The organism is Sorangium sp. So ce119 (assembly GCF_051524405.1).
Lineage (GTDB): Bacteria > Myxococcota_A > Polyangia > Polyangiales > Polyangiaceae > Sorangium > Sorangium cellulosum_G.
In genome coordinates this window covers 61,425-85,778 of the sequence record NZ_CP150310.1, presented here as the reverse complement: position 1 = coordinate 85,778, position 24,354 = coordinate 61,425, and the positions used below count along the sequence as shown (strand labels likewise).

The 24,354-nt window shown below is 72.8% G+C and carries 18 protein-coding genes; 14 read left to right on the top strand and 4 right to left on the bottom strand.

Annotated elements, in window-relative coordinates:
• Nucleotides 1-311 precede the first annotated feature (311 nt).
• The gene (locus WME76_RS00310) at nucleotides 312-938 is read left to right on the top strand and encodes a hypothetical protein (RefSeq protein ID WP_437958229.1); all 627 of its coding nucleotides are present in this window, start codon (nucleotides 312-314) and stop codon (nucleotides 936-938) included.
• Nucleotides 939-1,087: 149 nt separating this feature from the next.
• Here the strand turns inward: WME76_RS00310 and WME76_RS00305 are convergent, their stop codons facing one another.
• Entirely contained in the window at nucleotides 1,088-4,978 is a 3,891-nt protein-coding gene (locus WME76_RS00305) for a lamin tail domain-containing protein (protein ID WP_437958228.1), read from the bottom strand.
• Between the two features lie 57 nt (nucleotides 4,979-5,035).
• Nucleotides 5,036-6,367: a hypothetical protein gene (locus tag WME76_RS00300; RefSeq protein WP_437958227.1), complete on the bottom strand. Its 1,332-nt coding sequence runs from the start codon at nucleotides 6,365-6,367 to the stop codon at nucleotides 5,036-5,038.
• An 80-nt stretch (nucleotides 6,368-6,447) separates the two neighbouring features.
• Here WME76_RS00300 and WME76_RS00295 point away from each other — a divergent pair, with 80 nt between their 5' ends.
• The 4 genes from WME76_RS00295 to WME76_RS00280 all read left to right on the top strand — a co-directional run bounded on the left by WME76_RS00295 (nucleotide 6,448) and on the right by WME76_RS00280 (nucleotide 12,248).
• Nucleotides 6,448-8,178 (top strand): hypothetical protein, encoded by a 1,731-nt coding sequence (locus WME76_RS00295; protein ID WP_437958226.1) that lies wholly within the window; start codon nucleotides 6,448-6,450, stop codon nucleotides 8,176-8,178.
• Between the two features lie 125 nt (nucleotides 8,179-8,303).
• Nucleotides 8,304-9,167 (top strand): hypothetical protein, encoded by an 864-nt coding sequence (locus WME76_RS00290; protein WP_437958225.1) that lies wholly within the window; start codon nucleotides 8,304-8,306, stop codon nucleotides 9,165-9,167.
• 173 nt (nucleotides 9,168-9,340) lie between these two features.
• Entirely contained in the window at nucleotides 9,341-10,234 is an 894-nt protein-coding gene (locus tag WME76_RS00285) for a hypothetical protein (RefSeq protein ID WP_437958224.1), read from the top strand.
• Nucleotides 10,235-10,307: 73 nt separating this feature from the next.
• Complete coding sequence (locus WME76_RS00280; protein ID WP_437958223.1) at nucleotides 10,308-12,248, top strand: CBS domain-containing protein; 1,941 nt, start codon at nucleotides 10,308-10,310, stop codon at nucleotides 12,246-12,248.
• A gap of 235 nt (nucleotides 12,249-12,483) precedes the next feature.
• Here the strand turns inward: WME76_RS00280 and WME76_RS00275 are convergent, their stop codons facing one another.
• Both WME76_RS00275 and WME76_RS00270 read right to left on the bottom strand, forming a co-directional pair.
• Nucleotides 12,484-12,690, bottom strand: a complete 207-nt coding sequence (locus WME76_RS00275) for a hypothetical protein (RefSeq protein WP_437958222.1) — start codon at nucleotides 12,688-12,690, stop codon at nucleotides 12,484-12,486.
• Nucleotides 12,687-12,896, bottom strand: coding sequence for a hypothetical protein (locus WME76_RS00270; protein ID WP_155798347.1), 210 nt, complete (start codon nucleotides 12,894-12,896; stop codon nucleotides 12,687-12,689). Before WME76_RS00270 ends, WME76_RS00275 begins: the two co-directional genes overlap by 4 nt.
• Before the next feature lie 288 nt (nucleotides 12,897-13,184).
• Here WME76_RS00270 and fadI point away from each other — a divergent pair, with 288 nt between their 5' ends.
• From fadI to WME76_RS00225, 9 genes are all read left to right on the top strand, one after another.
• Complete coding sequence (gene fadI / locus WME76_RS00265; RefSeq protein ID WP_437958221.1) at nucleotides 13,185-14,531, top strand: acetyl-CoA C-acyltransferase FadI; 1,347 nt, start codon at nucleotides 13,185-13,187, stop codon at nucleotides 14,529-14,531.
• The gene (gene fadJ / locus WME76_RS00260) at nucleotides 14,528-16,756 is read left to right on the top strand and encodes a fatty acid oxidation complex subunit alpha FadJ (protein ID WP_437958220.1); all 2,229 of its coding nucleotides are present in this window, start codon (nucleotides 14,528-14,530) and stop codon (nucleotides 16,754-16,756) included. Before fadI ends, fadJ begins: the two co-directional genes overlap by 4 nt.
• 214 nt (nucleotides 16,757-16,970) lie before the next feature.
• On the top strand, nucleotides 16,971-17,951 hold the full coding sequence (locus WME76_RS00255) for an SDR family oxidoreductase (RefSeq protein ID WP_437958219.1): 981 nt from the start codon (nucleotides 16,971-16,973) through the stop codon (nucleotides 17,949-17,951).
• Between the two features lie 162 nt (nucleotides 17,952-18,113).
• Nucleotides 18,114-18,671 (top strand): GNAT family N-acetyltransferase, encoded by a 558-nt coding sequence (locus WME76_RS00250; protein WP_433932581.1) that lies wholly within the window; start codon nucleotides 18,114-18,116, stop codon nucleotides 18,669-18,671.
• 12 nt (nucleotides 18,672-18,683) lie between these two features.
• Nucleotides 18,684-19,460 (top strand): lysophospholipid acyltransferase family protein, encoded by a 777-nt coding sequence (locus tag WME76_RS00245; protein WP_437958218.1) that lies wholly within the window; start codon nucleotides 18,684-18,686, stop codon nucleotides 19,458-19,460.
• A gap of 8 nt (nucleotides 19,461-19,468) precedes the next feature.
• Complete coding sequence (gene speB, locus WME76_RS00240) at nucleotides 19,469-20,524, top strand: agmatinase (RefSeq protein ID WP_437958217.1); 1,056 nt, start codon at nucleotides 19,469-19,471, stop codon at nucleotides 20,522-20,524.
• A 167-nt stretch (nucleotides 20,525-20,691) separates the two neighbouring features.
• A complete protein-coding gene (locus WME76_RS00235) occupies nucleotides 20,692-21,672 on the top strand; it encodes a M14 family metallopeptidase (protein WP_437958216.1) in 981 nt (326 codons plus the stop codon).
• Nucleotides 21,673-21,856: 184 nt separating this feature from the next.
• Complete coding sequence (locus WME76_RS00230) at nucleotides 21,857-23,269, top strand: serine/threonine-protein kinase (protein ID WP_437958215.1); 1,413 nt, start codon at nucleotides 21,857-21,859, stop codon at nucleotides 23,267-23,269.
• Nucleotides 23,256-24,293 carry a tetratricopeptide repeat protein gene (locus WME76_RS00225; RefSeq protein WP_437958214.1) on the top strand — a complete coding sequence of 346 codons (1,038 nt, stop codon included), beginning with the start codon at nucleotides 23,256-23,258 and terminating at the stop codon, nucleotides 24,291-24,293. Before WME76_RS00230 ends, WME76_RS00225 begins: the two co-directional genes overlap by 14 nt.
• The last annotated feature ends 61 nt before the right edge of the window (nucleotides 24,294-24,354 follow it).

Here is a 24,354-nt window from a genome sequence, read left to right as displayed (position 1 = left end):
TCTCCATCGCTGTTCGATCGACAGGCACAGTGGATCAATACGCCGAGCAGGGGCAGGACATCGGTTGGACCAGGGGAACACAACGCGGTCCGGGTGAGCGCTCCGTGTACCAGCACGGTTGATCCACCCGGATCAACCGCGCCTCGCTCCCTCCACCGCGGCTCGCCGCTCGATCACCGCAAACGCCGCGCCCCGACGCCGCGCTCGCTCGCCGGAGCGTGAACGTTCACGAACGGCGAGCTCGTCGCACCTGGCACCACACTTGCCTCGCGAGGGGTCGCTCACGGAGGAAGAGGAGGAGGTCTCGCGCGATGATCAACAACCAAGACGGCCCGGGAGCGCGTTACTACCAACAGGCGCCCCCCAGCATCGCGCCGGTGGCGGCGAGCGTGCCGCCCATGTCGATGACGGGGGACCTGGATCGCGAGCTCGAGGCGCTCGCCCAGGGGGTGCGGCAGAAGCGGCGGAATCGGCTCGTGTTCGGGATGGGGCTGATCATGGCGGCCGCGGCGGCGGTGGCGGTCACCACCTTCGCGGGCAAGGTCCAGCAGGCCGAGGCCGCCCAGGCCGAGGCGGTGGCCGCCCGCGTCGCCGAGCAGGACCGGATCGCGCAGCTCAACCTCGATATCGAGGAGCGCAACAAGAAGATCTCCGAGCTGACCCTCGCGCTCGAGACCGCCAAGAGCGACGCGGAGAAGGCGCAGAAGGCGTTCGCCGCGTACAAGGCCGCGGAGGAGGCGAAGGCCGCCGCCGGGGATGAGGAGCAGGAGGTCGACGCGAAGGCGTCGAAGCTCCCGCTCCCGGCGAAGGCCGTCTCGGTCAAGCGCGGCCGGGCGGCGATGGCGGCGGCCACGCGGGGCGCCCGCGCAGGGGCGTCGGCGAAGAAGGCCGGCAAGTGCGTGTGCAAGCAGGGCGACCCGCTCTGCGGCTGCCTGTGAGCCCTGGCTCGCGGCTCATCCTCTCCAGACGAAGCTGACAGGACGGGGGCGCCGGCGAGGCCCGCGCGGCGAGGGCCGCGCGGCCGGACCGGGGAAGCGGCGCGCGGCCGAGGCGCGCTGCGCGGGGAGCGCGGCGCCTCGGCCGAGGCTCACGGCACGTTCGCCGCGCCGGGCGTCATGGTCGCGGAGAAGGCCCAGTCCGAGGCGGCCTCGTTCGTGTCCGTCCCGTTGGGCAGGCGGCAGAGCGAGCCGGGCATCGAGGCCATGTTGCTGTCCGCCACCGAGGCCGGCAGGAAGGTCCCCTCGACGAGGCTCACGGTGACCCCCTCGATCGCGACAGCGGTGATCGCCCCCTCGTAGGAGAGCGCGTCGATAAGGCTCCCCGTGGCGGTGTTCATCAGCGCGATCCCGTCGGGAGCCCCGTTCTGCACCCGGTCGGTCTGCGCGCCCTCGAAGTCGATCTTCAGCGCGCCTTCCGGCACCGCCACGGCCGTGCTGCCGACCACGAGGTACTGGCCCGCCGCGAGCGTCCCGGCGGGGCTCAAATCAAACGTGTTGTACACCGACGGCGGGACCGCAGAGCCATTGACCAGCACGAGCGCGTGACCGGCGAGGTCCACCGGCGCGCCGGTGCCGTTGTAGATCTCGATGAACTCGGCCCCGTCGGTCATCGCCTGGTCGTAATCGACCTCGTTGATCACGAGCCCTCCCGTGGCCGTCACGGTCCCGACCGTGGCGGTGAGCGTGCTCGATCCGAGCGTCGCGGTCACCGTGGCGCCGGCCGCCGAGCCGCCGTCCACGTAGTCGAACGTGGCGCTCTGCTGCCCGCCCGGGACCGTGACCGATGCAGGGAGGGTGCCAGCGTCCGCCGGGTCGAGCGCGAGCTCCACGAGCGCGCCCCCCGGCGGCGCCGGGATGTCGAGCGTCACGGTGAACGACACCGTGCCGCCGGCCGCCACCTCGGCCGAGGCCGGATCGAGCGAGGCCAGCGCCGGCTCCGCGGCCGGGTCGAGGACGCGCACCGTCGCGGTCAGGCTCCCCTCGCCGAGCGTGGCCGTGAGCGTCACCGCCTCGACCGCCGCCACGCCGTCGAGCAGCACGGGGGCGCTCACGGCGCCCGCGGGCACGGTCACGCCGCCGCCCACCACCACGAGCGCCGGATCCGCCGACGCCACCGCCACGAACGTGTCGGCCGACGCAGGCCAGGAGAGCGTCACCGCGAGCGGCTCCGGGAGAGACGGCGCGGCGGCCTGTCCGACGTACGCGAACGACGCCGCCGGCCCGAACGCCGCGAGACGCGGCGCGCCCAGGACCAGGTCCTCCGCGCCGCGCGGCTCCACCTTCGAGTTGTCGTTGCGGAACGTGAGGATGCCGCGGATCCTCGCGAATTCGTGGCCGACCGCGGGGAACGGCGCCGCCCGGTACAGGAGGTCGTCCACGCGCAGATCGCCCGTGACGATGAACTCGTAGTACATGGCGTCGAGCCCGATCACGGCGACGTCCTCCACCTCGACCAGGACGCCCTCGAGCTCGGCCGCGCGCGGGCCGCCGGTGGCGATGTCCGCCGGCGCGACGCGCTCGGGCTCCGGCGGCGCCTCCCCGAGCGACGCGACCACCTCGGTCACCGCGGAGCCGAGCTGGATCTGGCCGTAGAAGGTCGAGACCACCGCGCTCGTGATCCGCACGCGATCGCCCACCTTCACGGCGTTCTCCGGGCTGTACACGTAGACGCCCGAGTAGGCCGCCGCCGTGTAGCCCGGATCGCCCGGCTTCACCTGCACGAAGAAGCCGCTGCCGTGCCGCCCGGTCACGAGCGCGTTCTGCAGGGCCACCGTCGCGCCCTCGGCGACCGTGCCGTTCTTGATGTCGTAGATCGACACCGTGCAGCCCCGCGCCCCCGGGTTCGCCTCCGCCGGGCAGGCGTCGCACGGGTCGCCCTTGCCGTCGCCGTCCATGTCAGCCTGCTCGGCGTTCTGGAGGCCAGGGCAGTTGTCCGCCTCGTTCAGCACGCCGTCGTTGTCGCTGTCGTCCGGGTTCAGCTCCGAGCAGACCTCGCTGCCCGCGTCGAGCGGGCACGCGTCGCACGCGTCGCCCTCGCCGTCGCCGTCGAAGTCGGCCTGGGCCCCGTCGTCGAGCGGCCGGACGGGGTTGAAGACGCCGGGGCAGTTGTCCGCGTCGTTGGCGATGCCGTCGCCGTCGCGATCGTCGTCCGTCGGCTCCCCGGTGTACACGGTCGAGCCGTTCACCGAGGCGTTCACGGGCGCGGTCGCGGCGCGGGACGGCGTGCACAGCGGCTCGCGCTCGGGCTCGCCGCAGAAGAAGGCCGGGTAGGTCTCGCCCGCCGCCTCCTCGAGCTCCGCCAGCGTCATCCCGATCTCGTCCTGCAGGCAGACCTGCTTGGAGGCGCCGCACACATCGAGCGCGTCGCACGCCTCCTCGCCCCGGACCGCGGACACCACGGCCGCGTCGCCGTAGAGGACCTTCCCGCCGCGCATCACGAGGACGACGTCCTGCGGCTCGGCCGCGACGATCGCGCGGTGGCCGTCGCGCTCTGCGCCGTCGAAGATCGCGATGTCCGCGACCTTCCCCGCGGCGAGCGCGCCGATCGCGTCGTCCGTGGCGGTGATCGCGGCGGCGTTCCCGGTCACCATCGTCCACAGCTCCTCGTCGGTGAAGAAGCCGTCGTAGTATTTCTCATTGAGCGACGCCGCGCACCGGAGCTCGCGCAGGAGGTTCATCGAGCCGGTCGCGATCCAGTCGGTGCCCAGCGCGATCTGCACCCCGAGGCGGGAGGCCGCGGTGACGACCGCGGTGTCGCCGTAGAGGGTGATGTTGGAGCGCGGAGACCAGATGAGCGCCGTGCCGTTCACCGCCATGGCCGCGTAGTCGAGCGCCGTCAGGCCGATGCCGTGGATGTACGCGCTCTGCGGCAGCAGCACGTCGTTCGGCGCGGTCTGCAGACAGACGAACTCGTTGCGCGCCGACGCCTCGATCCCCTCGGCGACGTGCGGGCAATAGGCGTCCTCTCCCGCGATGTCCTCCCGCGTCACCATGCCGCCCGAGTAGCCGCAGCCGCTCGCGAGCTCGCGGCCGCTCGAGTCGCCGAGCGGGAAGGTGTCGAAGTTGACCGGCTTCTGCCCGAGGCCTTCCTGGTCGGCCCGGTCGAGGTTCCGGAGCAGCCCGGTCGCGCTCCCGGCGCCGACGATCGACGTCGCGCCGCCCATCAGGAAGCGGAGCTCGCCCCACCGGATCTGGGCCTGGGTGGCCGAGCCGGGGGTGTCGATCGACGTGTGCTCGTTGTTGCCGGTGCGCCAGTCGTGCCGGTGCTCGTAGCGCTCGTCGGTCGGGGTATACGGGCTGTTCTGCGTGAACGTGATGTGGTCGTGCGTGTTGATCAGCGCCGGGGAGACGACGCCGCTCGGACACGTGATCTCCGTCGCGCCCGCCGCCTCGCAGTCGCAGCCGACGCACGCGATCGCCCCTCGCTCGTCCACGAGCACCCGCCCGCCGCGGAGCACCGTGCCCGGCGTGAGCACGACGCCCCGGATCAGCGTGGCGCCCGCGCCGGGGACGACCTCGCACGTCCCCTCCCCCAGCGGCGCCAGCTCCTCGCACACGATCTCCCGGGGCGGCGTCTTCGTGCAGTCGCTCTCGCAGCCGTCACCCCCCGCGACGTTCCCGTCGTCGCATTGCTCGCCCGGGTCGAGCGCGCCGTCGCCACAGCGCGGGGGCACCTCGATCTGGCACTCCGCCGAGCAGCCGTCGCCGTCCGTCGTGTTGTCGTCGTCGCATTGCTCGCCCGGGTCGAGCGCGCCGTCGCCGCAGCCGACCTTCGGCGGCTCCTCGATCTGGCATGTCGGCGAGCAGCCGTCGCCGTCCGCCGTATTGCCGTCGTCGCACACCTCCCCCGCGTCGACAACGCCGTCGCCGCATAGGCCGGAGGGGTATTGGCCCCCGTCGTCGTCCCCGCAGCCATTGAAGAACAAAAGGCCCACGAGCACGGCCATCAGCCGCGCGAAGCGCACCGACGTGTGAGGCATGCCGTTAATGTAGGCGATGCCCGGGCCCGCCGCTGTTTCCGTTGAGTGACGAGCCCGTCAGATCCGCCGTGAGCGCCTGCATCGGAGGGCGAGCCCACCGACGCCAAACAACGCGAGCCAGCCCACATCCAGCGGCTCTCCGAGGCCGCCGGGCGCGCCGGCGGCGAGGCTGCACGCGCTTTCGCGCCGCTTTCCATCGATCGGCCGCCCCCCGGTGCCGTTGCCGACGGGCTGCTGCGGGGCGCCGCTCACGCCGCCGCTCGACCCGTTGCCCCCGTTACCGCTGCCGCCCCCCGGCCCCTCACCTTCCCCGGGCTCGCAGCCGTTGGCCGACGCGCGGAGCGCCGCGAGCGCGAGCTTGGCGGCGCCGGTCTCGTCCACGAGGCCGAAGGACGCGTCGTCGCTCACCGCGTCCTGGAAGCCGGCCCAGACCACGCCGGCGATGTCCTTCCGCGCCGACAGGAGATCGAAGGCGGCGGTCAGGTTCGCCGCCTGGAGCTCCTCGCCGACGAGCCCCGTCGCCCACGCCATCCCGGTCACGACGCCCGCGCTCTCGTCCCCCGCCTGCTCGGCGACGTCGCGCACCTCGTCCAGATAGCCGGTGATCGCGGCGGGATCGATCTCGCCGAACTGGCTCACGAACACCTGATGACCGACGTGGGCCCACGGATACCGCTCGCCGTAGGTCGCCTCGAGGTCGTCCCATACGCGCTGGTCGTAGAGCTCGCGCAGGTAATCGACCGGTGGAGACGGCACCTGGGCGTCGTCCGAGACGAGCAGGCCGCCCGTGATCAGCGAGAGCTCGCCGGCGTTGAAGAGCGCCTCGTTGCGGACGCGGATCTGGGCGAGGATCTGCGCGAGCACGCGCGGCAGGACGTAGGTGCAACCGGCGTTCGCGGGGTCGGCCGCGACGTCGGGGTTCACCGCGCAGTTCGGCTGACTCCAGATCTCCCAGCGGACGACGTCCCCGGCGAAGCGCGTCATGAGCGCCTCTGCCGTGTCGGCGAACTCCTCCACATAGCGGTTGTTGCCGTCCCCGTCGCCGTCGTCGTTCCAGCGGTCCTGTCCTCCCCGGACCGCGCGGTGGGAGAGCAGCCCGAGCGGCTCGAGGCCCGCGTCGACCACGGCGTCGATGACGGCCTCGTACTCGTCGAGCTTGTCGTCGTCCCACGCGTCGTCACCGTCGAGCTGGAACTCGACACGCACGGCGCCCGCGCCCGCGCGCGCGAGCTGCTCCACGCGGTCCTCGTCGAGGATCACCTTCCCCGCCTGGACGGCCGCGCCGGGGTCGACGCCATAGAAGCCGCAGGGAACGCCCTGCGCTCCCAGCGCGGGCGGCGCGAGGAAGAGCGCGGAGGAGGCGGTAAGAGCGACAATGGCTGTACGCATGTTTCGAGGATAGCTGGCGCGCGCACCTCGACCAAGAAACGACCCCGGCAAGAGGCGTCCATGCTAGGGAAACGCGTCGCATGGCTTCCCTGGAACAAGAGATCGAACAAGGGCGGGGACCCGGGCTGGAACTGGACGACGCGCGCGGGCGCGTCGACGTCGCCCCTCCGGACGGCGAGGTGGACGAGGCGGGCGGCGACGAGCGAGCGGCGCCCCCCGCCCGGAGCTTGCGCGAATGGCTGCGCGGCGCGCCGCTCTCCGGCCGCCTGCACCTCGCGATCGGCCTCGTGCTGCCGGCCGTCCTCCTCGTCGCGAACATGGTGCGGGTGCGCTCGTTCACGATCGACGACGCGTACATTTCGTACCGCTACGCGCGCAATTTCGCCCGGGGCCTCGGGCTCGTCTACAACGCCGGCGAGCGCATCGAGGGGTACACGAACTTCCTCTGGACCGTGCTGCTCGCGGCCGGCATCAAGGTCGGCCTCGACCCCGACGTCCTCGCCAAGGTGCTCGGCGGGCTCGCCGCCTGCGGCTCGCTCGGCGCGCTCTACCTGCTCGCGAACCGGCTGCGCCCGCTCGGCGCGATCCCGTGCATCGCCACGTGGCTGTTCGCGAGCTCGATCGTGCAGAGCGGATATGCCGTCTTCGGCCTGGAGACGCCGCTCTTCGTGCTGCTCGTCCTCGCCGGCACAGAGATGATGTTCCGCGAGCGCGACCGGGGGACCGGCTTCCCCTATTCGGGCCTCGTCTTCGGGCTGGCCGGCCTGACGCGCCCCGAGGCGCCGATGTTCATCGGCATCCCGATGCTCTTCCTCGGCCTGCGCTTCTTCGGCCGGCAGAACCTCCTGCGCGGCGTCGTCTTCGCCGCGCCCATCGCGCTCCACATGCTCTGGCGGCACAGCTACTACGGCACCTGGCTGCCGAACACGCTGAGCGCGAAGACCGGGAGCCTCGCCCAGCAGCTCGCCGGCGGGCGGCACTACATCGGCGAGTACGTCGAGCACACGTGGCCGGCGCTCCTGCTCGCGCTCTTCGGCCTCTGCGTGGCGATCGTCTCGCGGCACCGCGACGCGCTGTGCGTCGGGGCCCTCGCGCTCGCGGTGGCCGGCTACGTGCTCCTCGTCGGCGGCGACTGGATGCCGTTCTACCGCTTCATGAGCCCGTTCGAGCCGTTCTGCTTCCTCCTCGCGGGCCTCGGCGCGCGCTCGCTGCTCGAGCCGATGCTCCCCGCGCTCTCGGCCCGCGCGCAACCGGGACCCGCGCGCGCCGGCGCCGGCCTCGCCCTCGCCGTGGGCGCCGGGCTGCTCGTGGCCGGCTGCATCGTCGCGCTGGGCGCCTTCCGGGCGCAGCGGATCGACCGCGCGCAGCACCGGATCCTCGACGACGACAAGCAGTTCTGGGACAGCGCCGCCGGCGGCGCGGCCGCGTGGTTCCTGCAGCACGGCCAGCCCGGCGAGGTCGCGGTGGGCGACATCGGGTACATCGGGTACACGACCGATTATCCGGTGCTCGACCTGCTCGGCCTGGTCGACCCGGTGATCTCCAAGCTCCCGGGCGGTTACACGCACAAGACCGGCCCTGGCTACGTGCAGCGCGTGTTCGACAAGGCGCCGCGCTACTTCGTGTTCGTCGGCGGCGCCGACACGTGCGACAAGCTCCCGTTCCCGGCGCAGGAGAAGCTCCGCAAGGACCGGCGCTTCCGCGGCGTCTACGACGTCGCCGGCATGGTGCGTCACAGCAAGAACGGCTACTGGTGCATCTTCGAGCGGCGCGCCGATGCGCCGCCGCCCCCCGCGGCCGCCGCCCCCTGAGCGCGGCCGCCTCCCGCGGCGGCCGCGCCCCGAGCGCCGCCGCCGCCCCGCCGATGGGCGCGACCCCACCATCGCGCCACGCGACCCCACCGCCGCTGCGCGAGGTTTGCTAGCATCGCCGCCCCATGCCCTGGCTCTGGTACGTAGGTCCCCTCGCGTTGCTCGTCGTCTGGTACCTGACCGGCTTGCGCGGTCGGCACGAGTCGCGGCGCGACGCCGAGCTCGTGCGGTGGCGCGCGCTGATGACCCCGAAGCCGGCCGCGCGCCGGTCCGGCGCGCACGGCCGGAAGACGACCGCCGAGGTCGCCGGCCCGCGTCCGGTGCGCTCCGCGCCGTCCAGCCTCGAGCGGATGCTGCAGGAGACGGGCGGCGGCGGCGTCATCGCCCGGTACGAACTCGTCCCGAAGCTCGCCTATGTCGCCGTCGTCGGGCCGGACGCGAAGAACGGCAGCGAGTACCAGGTCGTCCTCGCCAAGCTCGCCAAGCCCGCGCCCCGGCTCACCGTGTGCCCGCTGCCCGTCGTCGACGGCAGCCGCGCCCCGAACACGGGCATCCAGTTCAAGAAGGACCCGGAGTTCATGGAGCAGTTCCTTGTCGAGGGGGCCGAGGCGAAGGCCATCGGCCGGTGGCTCTCGACCCGCGTCCGCGATGCGCTGCGCGACTTCCCGGACGCGTGGCTGTTCGTGCAGGACCGCGTCATGGCGCTCGCGGCGTACGGCCCCGTCGACGCGGAGCGCCTGGAGGAGCTCGTGATCGCCGCCGACGCGATCTTCGCGGAGCACGGCAGCGATGGCGCGCCTTCCCTGCTCTTCGAGGGCGACAGCGAGGACGAGGGCGACGAGGACGACGCCGAGGAGGAGGAGGACGAAGACGACGACGAGGACGACGAGGGCGACGAGGACGAGGCGCCTGCGTCGGCCCCCGGCGGCTCCGCCAAGCAGGGGGCGCCCGCGTCCGGATCGAGCCGGCCTGCCCCGCGCAGGTCGTAGAGCGCCTCCCCGCGCCGGGCGTCCTCCGGGCGCGCGCGCCGCCCGCAGCGCGCCACGACATCTCCCTTCATCCCCCTCGCACCTCGGCCGATATGCCATCTCGCGGCCGCGGACGGCGCCGTTCGGCGGCCACAGAAGCGCCGAGGCGTGTTAGTCATCGCAGCCGGGCCTGATTGAACGCGAAACCGCTGCTCTCCTCCGCCGTCCTGCTCTCGCTGTGGCTCGCGGCGCCGTCGGCCGCCCCGGCAGAGAAGAACGGTTGGGTCCGATCCCAGGGCTCCCGCGCGGAGCTCGAGCTCGACGTCCTGAGCAAGTCGGCCGACTGGTCCATGGACGACGTCGACGCCGAGGTGAGCACCTTCGGCCTGAGCTTCGCGCTCATCGGCCAGCTCGCGTGGCGCGGCCGGCTCCACCTCGACGCGGAGCTCCCGCTCGCCTACGGCAGCGTCTCCGCCTCGTTCCGGTCGACGCGGCTCGGCGTCGACGAGAGCAGCAGCGCCGGCAGCCTCCTCTTCGGCAACCCCACGCTCGGCGCCCACTACGCGCGCGACCTCTCGCGCAAGCTCGCCGTCTTCTTGGGCGGCTCGCTCTCGCTCCCCGTCCTGAGCGACCCCAACGCCGACGCGCGCGCCACGCTCCAGGCGACGCTCCCGGCGCGCGCCTTCTTCGACCTGCACCGGCTCATCCCCCAGCACTTTCCCATGAGGGTCCGCGGCGGCATCGAGACCGAGCTCGCCACGCGGCTCGTCTACCGCGCGGACGCCGCGGTGATGCTCGCCCTCCCGACCAGCGGGGGCGACACCGAGCTCGTGCTCGAGCAATCGAACGAGCTCGAGCTGCGCACGCAGGGCGCCTTCGGCGGCGGCCTGCGGCTGCAGACGGCGCTGACGCTCACGCAGGAGGACCTCGCGCAGGTCGCGCTGGAGCCGTTCGTCGTCTACGCGCCGGCGAAATCCGCCCTCTACGGCCGGGCCGGGCTGCTCGTGGCGCTCGACCCGTCGCTCGGCTTCGGCCTCGCCGAGGACAAGATCGCCACGCTGCGGCTCGCCGTCGGCCACAGGTTCTGAGCGCGCCCCCCGCCGCCCGTCGTACGCTGCGCGGACAGGGAGCGCGCGCGGGCGAAAGGCGGGTGGGGCGGCGATGGGCGAGCATCAGGTCTCCGAGCAGGTGAACGAGGAGCAGCTTCAGGCCTTCATGCGGGCGCTGCTCGACGACGTGGAGGCGCTCGAGCAGCTCCTCCGCGACGACCGCATCGAGTCGGGCGTGCGCCGCATCGGCGCCGAGCAGGAGATGTTCCTGGTCGACCGCGCGCTCCGGCCCGCGCCGCTCGCGCTCGAGGTGCTCGAGCGGGCGGCCGACGGCCGGCTCACCACCGAGCTCGCCCGCTTCAACCTGGAGGCGAACCTCTGCCCCTTGCCGTTCGGCGGCGACTGCCTCCGGCGGCTCGAGGCCGAGCTCTCCGACGTCGTCGGCCGGGCCGCCGAGGCCGCGCGCGCCCTCGGCGCCGACGTCCTGCTCGCGGGCATCCTCCCCACGCTGCGCGCCGGCGATCTCCGCCTCGAGAACCTCACGCCGTCGCCGCGCTACCACGAGCTCAACCGCGCGCTCCTCCAGCTCCGCCAGGGCGATTTCCGCGTGTCGATCCACGGGCTCGACGAGCTCGAGATGACGCACGACAACATCCTGCTCGAGGCGTGCAACACGAGCTTCCAGGTCCACCTCCAGGTCGGCGCGCGGGAGTTCGCGCCGCTCTACAACCTGGCCCAGGTGGTGACCGCCCCCGTCCTCGCCGCCGCCGTCAACTCGCCGCTGCTCCTCGGTCAGCGGCTCTGGCACGAGACGCGGATCGCCCTCTTCGAGAGCTCGATCGACACGCGCCCGACCGATCGCGACGTCCGGCAGCACCGGCCGCGCGTGCACTTCGGCGACGGCTGGGTGAGCGAGGGCGCGCTCGAGCTCTTCCGCGAGGACATCGCCCGGTTCCGCGTGATCATGACCGCCGAGACCGGCGAGCCCCCCGCGGCCGTGCTCGCGCGCGGCGAGGTGCCGGACCTCAGGGCCCTGCGCGTCCACAACGGCACGGTCTACCGCTGGAACCGCCCCTGCTACGGCGTCGCGGACGGGGTCGCGCACCTGCGCGTCGAGAGCCGCGCGCTGCCCGCGGGCCCCACGGTCCTCGACGAGGTCGCGAACGCCGCCTTCTTCTTCGGCCTCATGTCCGGCCTCGCCCCCGAGCACCCGCGCATCGACCTCGAGATGCCGTTCGAGGACGCCAAGGCGAACTTCTTCGCGGCGGCGCGCCACGGCCTCAAGGCGCAGCTCACCTGGTTCGGGCAGAGCCTGCCCGCCGCGGAGCTCGTCCTCTCGCGCCTCCTCCCGGCCGCCCGCGCGGGCCTCTCGGCCGCCGGCATCGACGCCGCGGACATCGACCGCTACCTCGGCGTCATCGAGGAGCGCGTGCGTTGCGGCCAGACCGGCGCCCAGTGGGCGCTCGGCTCGCTCGCGTCCATGGCCGGGCGCGGCACACCGGAGATGCAGCACCGCGCGCTCTGCGCCGCGATGCTCGCCCGCCAGCAGGAGGAGGCCCGCGGCGGCGGCTCGGCGCGCCCGGTGCACACCTGGGAGCCCGCCGCGCTCGAGCCCGACCTCGACCTCCTGCGCGAGAGCTACAGGACCGTCGGCCAGTTCATGTCGACCGATCTCTTCACGGTGCGCCCCACCGACATCGTCGACTTCGCCGCGAGCGTCATGGACTGGCGCCACGTGCGCCACGTGCCGGTCGAGGACGACCAGGGCCGCCTCGTCGGCGTCGTCTCGCACCGCGCCCTGCTCCGCCTCATCGCCCGCGGCGCCGCGGCGCCGAACGGCTCCGCCCCGCCCACGGTCGCGTCGATCATGCGCCCCGATCCGGTGACGATCGCGCCCGAGACGCCGACCTTGGAGGCGATGCGGATCATGCGCGAGCAGCGCGTCGGCTGCCTCCCGGTCGTCGCCGGCGAGCGGCTCGTCGGCATCGTGACCGAGCGCGATCTCCTCGATGTCTCGGCGAGGCTGCTCGAGGCCTTCCTGCGCGATGGGTGAGCGGCCGCGCGTCGCGGCGGAGTGAAGAGGGAAACGCAAAGGCGCAAAGGTGCAAAGGCGCCAGAAGAAGCCGAGACAGGATCTTCTCGAGGTCTTCCACGTACGCTTACGTCTCTTTTACGTCTCTTTTACGTCTTTTTGTGCCTTTGCGCCTTCGCGCCTTTGCGTTCTGACTCTTCACTCTCGACCGACTGCTATCCAGAACCGACGCGCGGAGCAGCGCTCCGCGCGCGGCTCACAGGTCGCTGACCTCGGTGCAGGTCATCGCGTCGCCGCGCGCCTGGCAGTCGAGGAGCGTGCCGGTGGTCTTGAAGAAGCCCTGCTTCGAGCGCGTGACCTGGTAGTGCGTCCCGTCGATCTGCCGGATGCTCGTATAGGCCCCCTGACAGCCGACCGCGCCGAGGCTCGCGAGCATCACCCCGAGAATCATGGTCTTCTTCATTCGCCAGCCTCCGTGATCTCGACCTCGCTGCACTCCGCCTTGCCCGGCGCATCAGGGCACATCCAGATCGCAGGCATGTTGTTCTTGTGCCCCGTGACATACACGTAGCCCGGGCCGGCCGGCGCCGAGCCCGTGGCCCACGTCGCACACCCGGCCATCGCCGAGGCGCTGCAGACCAGCAAACCGAATTGAATGAATTTCCGCATGGCCCAACACGCTACCGAGGTGCGCCGATGTAGGCCAAATTCACGACAGCGATCGTCCGGCCGTCCTGCCTGCATCCTCGGGACGCGTGTTCCCGCTCGCGTGTTTCCCGCCGTGCGACGTGCGTTGTCCACGTCGCGCCCCTCCCCGGGCGAGGTTGACACGTCGCGTTAGCCCACCTAAGGGATCTCCGCCCGACCGGCGTGCTCTGGCGAGCCGGGATCCGGGGGACTGCGCGGGGGCGCGCGGGGCAGGCCCGCGGCGGGCTCTCCGGCAGCGGAGGAGTCGGCATGGCTTCAGGCAAGAAGGGCAAGGGCGGCGGCAAGGGCGGGGGGGCGAGCGACGGCAAGGGCGAGGGTGACCGCGTGGCGGTCGTCGCCGGGCTGCGCACGCCGTTCACCAAGGCGGGGACGTCGCTCAAGGCGCTGCGCACCGTCGATCTCGCCACCACGGTGGTCAAGGAGCTCATCCAGCGCAGCGAGGTGAGCCCGCGCGACGTCACGCTGGTCGTCTACGGCCAGGTGGTGCCGACGCTCGACTGGCTCAACATCGCGCGCGAGGTCGTGCTGCGCACGGGCCTGCCCAGGGACATCGACGCGTACAGCGTCTCGCGCGCCTGCGCCACGTCGCTCCAGGCCATGACGAGCGCCGCCGAGGCGATGCTCTCCGGCCAGCACGACGTCGCGATCGTCGGCGGCGCCGACAGCATGAGCGACGTCCCGCTCGGCGTCTCCCGCAAGCTCGCCGGCGCGCTGACCGAGCTCCAGAAGGCCCGGACGCTCGGCGCCCGGCTGCAGATCCTCTCCCGCCTCTCGCTGAAGGACATCGTGCCGCCGGTCCCCGGCTTCTCGCGCGAGCCGACCACGGGCGAGCAGATGGGCGAGGCCGCCGAGAAGATGGCGAAGCAGAACGGCATCTCGCGCGCGGAGCAGGACGCGATCGCGCACCGCTCGCACACGAACGCCGCGCGCGCCTGGCGCGACGGCACGTACGCGGCCGAGGTCATGCACGTGATCCCCCCGCCCTACGACAGGCCGGTCGAGCGCGACAACGTGGTCCGGGACGACTCGACCCTCGAGGCCTACGCGAAGCTGTCGCCGGCGTTCGACAGGCGCCACGGCACCATCACCGCGGGCAACGCGTCGCCGCTCACCGACGGCGCGAGCGCGCTGCTCCTGATGCGCGAGTCCAGGGCCAAGGCGCTCGGCTACCAGCCGCTCGGGTACGTCAAGTCGTGGTCCTACGCCGCGGTCGACCCGGGCTGGCAGCTCCTGATGGCGCCGGTCTTCGCCGTGCCGCGGGCGCTCGACCGCGCCGGCCTCTCGCTCGCCGACATGGATCTCGTCGACATGCACGAGGCGTTCGCCGCCCAGGTCGCGTCCAACCTGAAGGCGCTCGCGTCGCCGTCGTTCGCCGCCGACAAGCTCGGCCGGTCCGAGGCCGTCGGCGAGGTCGACCCGGAGAAGCTCAACGTGAACGGCGGCTCGATCGCGCTCGGCCACCCCTTCGCGGCGACGGGGGGGCGCATGGTGCTCTCCACGCTCCGCGAGCTCAAGAAGCGCGGCGGCCAGCACGCGCTCCTCACCGTGTGCGCGGCGGGCGGCCTCGGCGCCGCCGTGGTCCTGGAGGCAGCATGACGACGACGTTCAACCAGGCGACGCAGGCGCCCGCGGCGCGGGGCCCGCTCTCCCTCGACGTCCGCCCCGACGGCGTGGCGGTCGTCACCTACGATGTCCCGGGCGAGGCGGTCAACACGCTGAAGCCCACGTTCGCCGGCGATCTCGAGCGGATCACGGCCCGGATCGCGGGCGACCCGCTCATCAAGGCGGCCATCCTCGTGTCCGGCAAGGCCGACACCTGGATCGCGGGCGCCGACATCGACATGCTGAAGAGCGTCACCACGGCCGCGCAGGCCGAGGCGATCTGCCGCGCGGGCCACGAGGCGGTGCTGCGGATCGTGCGCTCGCCGAAGCCGATCGTCGCCGCGATCCACGGCGCCGCGCTCGGCGGCGGCCTCGAGGTCGCGCTCGCCTGCCACGCCCGCGTGCTGAGCGACGACAGGAAGACGCTGCTCGGCCTGCCCGAGGTGCAGCTCGGCCTGCTCCCCGGCATCAACGGCCTCCAGCGGCTGGCGGAGCGCGCCGGGCTGCAGGCGGCGCTCGACCACGGCCTCACCGGCAAGAACATGCGCCCCTCGAAGGCGCGGCAGCTCGGCGTCGCCGACGACGTGGTCCCCGCGGCGATCCTGCAGGAGACCGCCGCGGCGCTCGCGCTGAAGCTCGCTGCGGCCGGCCCGCCGTTCCGCCCGGCGCCCGCCGCGAAGAAGGGGCCGAAGCTCGACCCCGCCGCGCTCACCCGGGTTGCCCTCGAGCAGAACCCGATCGGTCGCGCTGTACTTTTTCAGCAAGCGCAGAAGAAGACACGGGAGAAAACCGGCGGGCATTACCCGGCGCCCGAGCGGATCATCGAGGTGCTGCGGACCTACGCGGAGCGGGGCTTCGAGGCGTCGAGGGACGTCGAGGCCCGGGCCTTCGGGGAGCTCGTCGTCTCGAGCACGGCGCACCGGCTGATGGAGGTCTTCTTCGCGACGACGGCGATGAAGAAGGACACCGGCGTGGACGACCCGTCCGTGCAGCCGAGGAAGGTCGAGAAGATCGCGATGCTCGGCGCCGGCCTGATGGGCGCTGGCATCGCCTATGTCAGCCTGAACGCCGGCATCGCGGTGCGCCTGAAGGACCGCGACGACGCCTCGCTCGGCCGCGGGCTCAAGTACGTGACCGACATCCTCGGCGAGCGGGTGAAGAAGAAGCAGATCACGGCGATCGAGCGCGATCAGAAGCTCGCGCTGCTCACGACCACGACCGACACCTCGGGCCTGCGGGGCGCCGATCTCGTGATCGAGGCGGTGTTCGAGGATCTCGCGGTGAAGCACGCCGTCGTGCGCGAGGTCGAGGCGAGCGGCAAGGACGACGTCATCTTCGCGTCGAACACGTCGTCGATCCCGATCGCGCGGATCGCGGCCGCGTCGCGGCGGCCGGAGAACGTGGTCGGGATGCATTACTTCAGCCCGGTCCACAAGATGCCGCTGCTCGAGGTCATCCGTACGGACAGGACCTCTCCCGAGGTCGTCGCGACCGCGGTGGCGGTCGGCAAGCGGCAGGGCAAGACGGTGATCGTCGTGAACGATGGAGTCGGCTTCTACACGAGCCGCATCCTCGGTCCGTACATGAACGAGGCGAGCTGGCTCCTGGCCGAGGGGGTCGCGATCGAGCAGGTCGACCGTGCGCTCGTCGCGTGGGGCTGGCCGGTCGGCCCGCTGGCGTTGCTCGACGAGGTGGGCATCGACGTGGCCGCGCACGTCGGCCCGATCATGATCGAGGCGTTCGGCGAGCGACTCGCGCCGCCCCCCACGATGGCCAAGCTGGTCTCCGACGACCGGAAGGGCCGCAAGAACGAGCGCGGGATGTACCTGTACGGCGCGGCGGCGAAGAAGCGGGGCAAGGGGAAGCACGCGGACGAGAGCGTGTACGCCGTGCTCGGCCTGCCGGTGCCGCAGGCGAAGGGCAAGCCGCCGGTGCCGGTCGAGGAGATCCAGATGCGGTGCTCTCTCCAGCTCGTGAACGAGGCGCTGCATTGCCTCGGCGAGGGCATCCTGCGCAGCCCGCGCGACGGCGACATCGGCGCGATCTTCGGCCTCGGCTTCCCGCCCTTCCGCGGCGGCCCGTTCCGCTACGTCGACACCCTCGGCGCCGCGGAGGTGCTCCGCCGCATCGAGGTCTACGAGCGCCGCTTCGGCAAGCGCTGGACGCCCGCCCCGGCGCTCGTCGAGGCGGCGAGGACGGGCAAGCGCTTCTACGACTGAAGAGAGAGAAATTTAACGCAAAGGCGCAAAGGCGCAAAGGCGCAAGGAAGAGACAGAGAATTTCTTCCCCTTGCGTCTTTGCGTTTCAAATTCTTCATTCTTTCACCACGCGCGCCGTTGCTCTCGATAACAGCGGCCACGTCGCTGGAGCTCCCGTGGCCCGCGCGTTGCTCATCTCCCGGGCGAGGGCAAACCGCGCGGGAGGGGGCCAGTCATGCGGAAGTGCGTTCGCGACGCCGTGGTCGTTATCACCGGGGCGTCCTCGGGTATCGGCAGGGGAGCGGCGATCGCGTTCGCGCGCCGCGGCGCGCGGGTGGTCATCGCCGCCCGGAACGCGGCGGCGCTCGAGGAGGTCGCCGCCGAGTGCGCGAGCGTCGGCGCGCGGGCGCTCGTCGTGCCCACGGACGTGCGGGACGAGTGCGCCGTCAGGGACCTCGCCCGCGCCGCGTGCGAGGCGTTCGGCCGGATCGACGTCTGGGTGAACAACGCCGCCGTGTTCCTCTACGCGCGCGCGGACGAGGCGCCCTACGAGACCTACCGCCAGGTCATCGAGACGAACCTGCTCGGCTACGTGCACGGGGCGCGCGCCGCGCTGCCCTATTTCCGCAGGCAGGGCGCCGGGGTGCTCATCAACAACGTCTCCGCCCTCGGAAAATTCGGAGCGCCGACCATGAGCGCCTACGTGGCCTCCAAGTTCGGTGTCCTCGGCCTCGCCTCCTCCCTTCGACAGGAGCTCTCCGGCGCGCCGGACATCCACGTCTGCTCGCTCCTGCCCTCGGCGGTCGACACCCCGATCTACCAGCACGCCGGCAATTACACAGGCCGGGCCGTCCAGCCGATCCCGCCGGTGCTGCGCCCCGAGCAGGTCGTGAAGGCGATGGTCTCGCTCGCCGAGCGGCCGAGGCCCGAGGTGTACGTCGGCGGCGCGGGCCGCTTCACCGCCGCGGCGCTCGCCCTGTTCCCGGGCCTCACCGAGCCGGTGATCGCCGCGTACGTGACGAGGGCGACCTTCCTCGACCGCGCGGCGCCCCACACCGACGGCAACATCTTCGAGCCCATGAAGCACTGGAACACGATCAGCGGCGGATGGCGCTCGACCTCGGGGATCGCCGCGCTCCTCGACGCCGCCCGCGCGGCCGCCCGGCTCGCGCTCGCGGTCCCGGCCGCGGTGATCGAGCGCGTCAGGCCACGATGACATCGCCGCGCTGGCACCTCCTCTACGCGATTCCCCAGCCGTCCTGACGCGCCGCCGTCCCCGGGGTGTCTCCCAACCTCGGGGATCCTGTGACGTGTTCTCCACGGATGACCGGCATGCTGCGCCCGCCGAACGATTCAATCGAAATAAGGAGGCGCAACGATGAGCCGTTATGTGGCGCGCACGCTCCGAAGCGATGACTTTTCGACGCTGATGGACCTGGAAGCGGCGCTCTTCGGAGGCGCGGGCGAGGGCGAGCTCGGGCGGTATTACATCCGTCTTTGCTGCGACTTCTTCAGGGACTCCTGCTTCCTGGTCGAGGCCGCGGGCAAGCCCGCCGGCTACCTGCTCTCCTTCGCGCGCGGCAAGGAGGTCTATTGCACGACCCTCGCCGTCCTGCCCGAGTACCAGGGCTCGCGCGCGACGCACACGCTGCTCCGCGCGTTCGTCGGGTCGATCCTCGGATGGGCGGAGTCGTGCTGGTTCACCGTCGAGGAGGACAACCACGCCGCGCGGGCGCTCCACGCCATGCTCGGCGCCAAGGAGATCGAGGTCCGCCCCGATTTCTACGGCACCGGACACCCGCGCATCATCTCGCGCATCGATCGCGACGCGTTCCTGGCCCTCCGGGGCCGCTTCGAGCGCGTGGGGCTCATGGATCGCGCCGAGGCGCGCGAGCCGCGCCCGGCGGAGAGCGGCGGCATCGCCGCGGTGGCCTGAGGCGGACCGACCATGACGACCACCGCTCCGCTGGACGACGTCCGCCGCCCCGGGCCGGGCGACCGGCTGTGGACCGAGGCGCTCGCCGTCGCCAGCCGGGTCTCCGGCGTGATGGGCCTCGCGCTCGACACCGCGGTCCGGACCAGCCTGCTGCCCGAGCTGCCCGCCCTGCGCCATCGCGAGAGAGCCCGCCTCCTGCACGAAACCGCGAGGGAGCTCTGCGCGCTGCACGCCCTGCGCGTCCACGTCACCGGCGCCCTCCCCGCGCCGCCCTTCGTGATCGTGGCGAACCACGTCAGCTACCTCGATCCGATCCTCCTCGCCTCGCTCACCCCCTGCACCGCCATCGCGAAGCAGGAGATCGGCGGCTGGCCGATCATCGGCGGTCGCGCCCGCGATCTCGGCGTGCTGCTCGTCGACCGGCGGCGGCCGGAGAGCGGGGCGCGCGTGCTCCGGTCCGCGCTCCGCGCCCTGCGCCACGGCGTCCCGGTGCTGAACTTCCCGGAGGGCTCCACCACCCGAGGAGAGGAGGTCCTCCCCTTCCGCAAAGGCATCTTCGGTGTCGCCCGGATCGCGGGCGTCCCCGTCGTGCCCGCGGCCATCACCTACGACGCGCCCGAGCTCTGCTGGGCCGGCGACGACACCTTCCTTCCTCACTACCTCCGCTTCTCCAGGCGCCGCGAGGCGCGCGCCTGCATCACCTTCGGCCCGCCGCTCGGCGAGCACGGCGGCGCGGCGGACGTCGCGGCGCGCGCCCGCGCGGTGATCCTGGACCTCTTGAATCTGTAGGAGATCTCATGTCGCAACAACGAGCAGCCGCCTACCTGAGGCACGGGCAGACGCCGTTCTTCCGCCTCCCGACCGCGGCTTTCCAGGAGTCCGGCGCCGCGGCCTACGCCGGCGCCGACGCCGTGATCCTCGGGGTCCCGTGGGACGGGAGCGTCACGTACCGTCCGGGCACGCGGTTCGCCCCCTACGAGCTGCGCCGCGTGAGCGCGCTCGTGCAGTCGTATCACCCCGGCCACCGCGTCGACGTGTTCCGCACGCTCACCGTGCTCGACGGCGGCAACGTGCCTTTCCCCCCGTTTCACGCCGACTCCGTGCGCGAGCAAGTCCAGGCCTCGGTCGACGAGGTGCTCTCCGCCGGCGCGATCCCGTTCGTCGTCGGCGGCGATCACTCCATCGCGCTCCCGGTGCTCCGCGCGCTCTCTCGACGCCACGGCCCGGTCGCGGTCGTCCACGTGGACGCGCACCTCGACACCAGCACCTCGGAGGTGTGGGGAGAGCCGTTCCACCACGGCACCCCGTTCCGCAATGCGATCGATGAGGGGCTGATCGGCCGGGGCGATCTCCATCAGGTCGGCGTCCGCGCGACGTGGGGCCACCCGGAGGAGGGCGCCTTCGCGGCGCACGCCGGGGCGACCCTCTACAGCATGGACCGGATCGACCGGGACGGCGCTCCCGCGGTCGCGGCCGCCATCAAGGCCGCTGTCGGCGAGGCGCCCGTCCACGTGTCGTTCGACATCGACGGGATCGACCCGGCCTACGCCCCGGGCACCGGCACGCCCGTGCCCGGCGGGCTCAGCGCGCGCGAGGCGATCCAGCTCCTCCGCGGCCTCGCGGGGATCAACCTGGTGGGGATGGATCTCGTCGAGGTGTGCCCCGCGCTCGACCACGCCGACATCACCCTTCACCTCGGCGCGCACCTCCTGTTCGAGGGCCTCGCCCTCGCCGCGATGAAGAAGGGCAATCTGGGCGTCGGGCAGAGCGTCAGGCAGAGCGTCCACCAGAGCGCTCAGGGCCAGGGCGGCCAGAACGCTAGCCAGAGCGCGCTCAACGCTCGTCGGACCTGAATCTCATGACCTGAATCTCACGAAGCCGACGAAGGCGACCAAGCTGACGGCGAGGAGGACGAGAACGAAGGCGACGAGAGGGCGAACAGAACCGCCCCGAAGCGCAGCGCGGCGGCTCAATGCGCTGGCGCCAGTCGCCACTCCGGTGTCACATCAGAGACACTGGAATGACACGCTCGCCCTCCCTCTCCGGCCGCTACGCCGAGCTTCTGCACCTGGACGACGCGTGGACGCGCCTCGCGCGCGCTCACGGCGGACGGGAGATGACGGTCGGGACGTCCGCCGATGGAAAGCCGCTGCGGCGGTTCGATTTCGGCGATCCGCTGGGCCCGACGTTCCTGCTGACGTCGCTCATGCACGGGGTCGAGGTGATCGGCGGGCTCGCGCTGCTCGATGCGGTCCGGTCGATCCTGGCGAGAGGAAGGGCGGGCGCCGCGGCGCGCGCGCGGCTCGTTGTGTTGCCGGTGGTCAACCCCGACGCGTTCGCCGAGAACCTGGATCGCCTCCGCGGCGAGCGGCTGGCGTCGCAGCGGTGCAATGCCCGCGGCGTGGACCTGAACCGGAACTTCGCGCCGCTGTCCCCGTCGCGGCCGCTGCACCCGTTCGCGGGCTCGCGGCTCCGGTGGTCGCCGCACTACACAGGTCCCCACGCGTTCTCGGAGCCCGAGTCGCGCGCCGTGCGCGACGTCGCGCTGGAGACGAGGCCCGCGCTCGCGCTCGGCTTTCATAGCTGCGGCAACCTCCTGCTCTATCCCTGGGCGCACACCGACGCGCCCAACCCGCGCGCGCCGCTCTACCGGGCGCTCGGCGACGCCTTCTGCCGCGCGCTGCCGCGCGATCGGTACGAGGTGCGGCAGGCGGCGCACTGGTACCCGACGATCGGCGACATGGACGACTGGCTGGACGCCAACCTGGGCACCCTCGCCTTCACGGTGGAGGTCAGCCGTCCCGCCCGCTCCTTCCGCGATCTCCCCCGGCTGCTCAACCCGTTCTGGTGGCTGAACCCGCGCGAGGCCGACGAGGCGATCGACAACGTGGTCCCCGGCGTGGGCGCGCTCCTCTGCGACGCGCTCGACCGCGGCGTGGGCAGGGCGGCCCCGCAGCCCGACGCGGCGCCGGCGGAGCTCCTGGCAGACGCCGCGGAGTGACGCGCCCGGCGCGCGCTCCAGCGGTCCACCGTACGCCGGAGAGCGCGCATTCCGGCGCGTCCGCGCGCGCTCTCCGGGGCGCGGTGGACCGCTGCCGCCGCCGCGCGCTGGCCGGAGGGCGGCCAACGGCGATCACTGTCGAATAGTGCCAGTCCCGCGCGTGGCATCCACTATCCTTCCGGGTGTGAGCGCCGCCTCATCCCGCATGCCGACGACCCTCCGGGTCAGCCCGAGCGCGGCGGAAGGACCGGCCAGCGCGGACGAGTCCGACATCTGGCAGCACGTCGCGGGGGAGGTCGTCGACGGCAAGTACCGGCTCCTCCGGCCGCTCGGGCGCGGGGGCATGGCCGAGGTCTGGCTCGCCGTCCACGTCACGCTCAAGACCGAGCTCGCCATCAAGTTCCTCAGCCTCGCGCTCACCGGCGACCCGGATCGGTGCCGCACCGTGCTGGAGCGGTTCCGCTTCGAGGCGCAGATCTCGGCCCGCCTGGGCGCCCGCACGCGGCACATCGTCGCCGTGCACGACGCCGGCATCCACGACGACGTCCCCTACCTGGTGATGGAGTACATCCGGGGGCGGACGCTGTTCGCCGAGCTGAACGAGAAGGGGCCGAGCGATCCGGGCCGCTTCGCGGACGTGCTCGATCAGATCGCGGACGCGCTCACGGTCGCGCACGACATGGGCATCGTCCACCGCGACCTCAAGCCGTCCAACGTGATGCTCCTCGACGAGCCCGGCGCGGCGCTCACCGTGAAGGTCGCGGATTTCGGCATCGCCAAGGCGCTGCACGGCAACCTCGGCCTCGATCGGCCGCGCGAGACGGACGCCGACGTGATGCTGGGCTCGCCGAACTACATGAGCCCGGAGCAGCTCGCCACGCCGCTCTCGGTCGACGCGCGGGCCGACATCTGGGCGCTCGGCGTGCTCGCCTACGAGGTGCTGACGGACTGGCCGCCCTTCCAGGGCAACACGATCGCCGAGCTCATCGTCGCGGTGAGCACGCGCGATTTCGAGCCCGTCACCAGGGTCCGGCGGTCGCTCCCCCAGGGGCTCGACGGCTGGTTCACGCGCGCCCTCGCGAAGGATCCGGCGCAGCGGTTCGCCTCGATCCGCGAGATGGTCCAGGCCTACCGCGCCGCGCTCTCGGCGCCGCCGCCGACGCCCGAGCCGCCGGCGGAGGTCCCGCTGGCGCGGCGGCCGGCGGCGATGGCGGCGGTGGCGCTGGCGTGCCTCGGCACGCTCGTGGGCGCGACCGCGCTCGCGTGGAGCCTGCTCGATCCGCCGCGCGCGGATCGCCCTGCGCGGCGCCTGTCCCCCGCCCTGCGCGGCGCGCTCCAGGAGGTCGCGCTGCGCCCGCCGCCGCCGCGACCGCCGCAGCAGCCGCCTGGCGCGGCGGGGCAGCCTGCCGAGGCTCCAGCCGAGGAGTCCGCTCCGCCCGCGCCCGAGGCCGCGCCTGCGCAGCCGCGCGGGGCCCAGCCCCGTCCCGCCGGTGGCGGGGCAGCTCCCCGCGCGACGGCGACGGCCGCGCCCTCGTCGCCGCCCCCGCCCCCCGCGTCCCGGCGCCGCAAGGAGATCGACAAGAGTGAGATCCTTTGAGCGACAGCTCCTCACGCTCTGCGCCGCCGCCGTGCTCGCGGCCGCGCCGGCGCCTGCGCTCGCCGCCGGGGCCGAGGAGGACGCGAAGACGCTGTTCGCCCGCGGCCGCGAGCTGCGGGGCGCCGGCCAGTGCGAGCAGGCGATCATCGCCTTCCGGAGCGCGCTGGAGATCTACCCCGAGGGGCTCGGCGCCCTGCGGAACATCGCCGAGTGCGAGGAGGCGCTCGGCCTCTATGCCTCGGCGCGGCGCGACTGGTGGGATCTCCGGCGCGCCGCGCTCCAGTCCACCGAGGCGAAGTACGCGGGGTGGAGCGAGGACGCCGAGCTCCGCTACCGGGCGCTCGGCAGCAAGGTCGGGACGCTGACCCTGAAGGTGCAGGGCGCCGAGGGGCGGCAGGTCCAGGTGGCGCTGGACGGCAAGCCCCTCGACCCGAGGCTCCTCGGCGTCGAGCTCGAGCGCGATCTCGGCGCGCACACGGTCGAGCTGCTCTACGGCGGCGCCGCGCCGCTCACGGAGCGGGTCGAGCTCACGCCGGGCGCCCAGCGGGTCGTCACGCTCACCGTCCCCCCGCCGATCACGGCGCGCGACGCGCCCGCCGCCCCGAGCGCCCCCGCCCCGCCGCCGTCGTCCAGCGCCGTGCGCACGGGCGGCTACGTCGCGCTCGGCGTCGGCGGCGCGGGCGCGATCGCGACCGTGGTCGCGCTGGCGGTGCGCGCCGGCGCGGTGTCCGCGGTCGAGGAAGGCTGCTCCCCGGCCGGCGACGGCGCGTACGTGTGCCCGCCGTCGCTCCAGGGGGACTACGACACGGGCAGGACCGCCTCGACGCTCGCCGGGGTCTTCGCCGGCGTCGGGCTCGTCGGCATCGGCGCCGGCGTCACGCTGCTCCTGCTGAGCCCTTCCAGCCCCGCGTCGGCGGCGCAAGGCGCGCCCGCGTCCGCAGCGCGAGGCGCGCTGCAGTCGGCCGAGCTCTCGCTCGCGCCGTGGCCGGGCGGCCTCGGCTCGCGCCTGCGCGTGAGGTTCTGACGTCGTCGCGCGAGCGCGCGCAGCGCCCCGGCGCGGCGGGCCGAGCGCCCTCGAGCGCGCG

Bases quoted from the DNA above. Each gene is read 5' to 3' on its own strand.
- WME76_RS00310 (WP_437958229.1), top strand. From the start codon at position 312: ATGATCAACAACCAAGACGGCCCGGGAGCGCGTTACTACCAACAGGCG.
- WME76_RS00290 (WP_437958225.1), top strand. From the start codon at position 8,304: ATGCCCTGGCTCTGGTACGTAGGTCCCCTCGCGTTGCTCGTCGTCTGG.
- WME76_RS00250 (WP_433932581.1), top strand. From the start codon at position 18,114: ATGAGCCGTTATGTGGCGCGCACGCTCCGAAGCGATGACTTTTCGACG.
- WME76_RS00270 (WP_155798347.1), bottom strand. From the start codon at position 12,896: ATGCGGAAATTCATTCAATTCGGTTTGCTGGTCTGCAGCGCCTCGGCG.
- fadJ (WP_437958220.1), top strand. From the start codon at position 14,528: ATGACGACGACGTTCAACCAGGCGACGCAGGCGCCCGCGGCGCGGGGC.
- WME76_RS00275 (WP_437958222.1), bottom strand. From the start codon at position 12,690: ATGAAGAAGACCATGATTCTCGGGGTGATGCTCGCGAGCCTCGGCGCG.
- speB (WP_437958217.1), top strand. From the start codon at position 19,469: ATGTCGCAACAACGAGCAGCCGCCTACCTGAGGCACGGGCAGACGCCG.
- fadI (WP_437958221.1), top strand. From the start codon at position 13,185: ATGGCTTCAGGCAAGAAGGGCAAGGGCGGCGGCAAGGGCGGGGGGGCG.
- WME76_RS00235 (WP_437958216.1), top strand. From the start codon at position 20,692: ATGACACGCTCGCCCTCCCTCTCCGGCCGCTACGCCGAGCTTCTGCAC.
- WME76_RS00280 (WP_437958223.1), top strand. From the start codon at position 10,308: ATGGGCGAGCATCAGGTCTCCGAGCAGGTGAACGAGGAGCAGCTTCAG.
- WME76_RS00295 (WP_437958226.1), top strand. From the start codon at position 6,448: ATGGCTTCCCTGGAACAAGAGATCGAACAAGGGCGGGGACCCGGGCTG.
- WME76_RS00300 (WP_437958227.1), bottom strand. From the start codon at position 6,367: ATGCGTACAGCCATTGTCGCTCTTACCGCCTCCTCCGCGCTCTTCCTC.
- WME76_RS00305 (WP_437958228.1), bottom strand. From the start codon at position 4,978: ATGCCTCACACGTCGGTGCGCTTCGCGCGGCTGATGGCCGTGCTCGTG.
- WME76_RS00255 (WP_437958219.1), top strand. From the start codon at position 16,971: ATGCGGAAGTGCGTTCGCGACGCCGTGGTCGTTATCACCGGGGCGTCC.
- WME76_RS00245 (WP_437958218.1), top strand. From the start codon at position 18,684: ATGACGACCACCGCTCCGCTGGACGACGTCCGCCGCCCCGGGCCGGGC.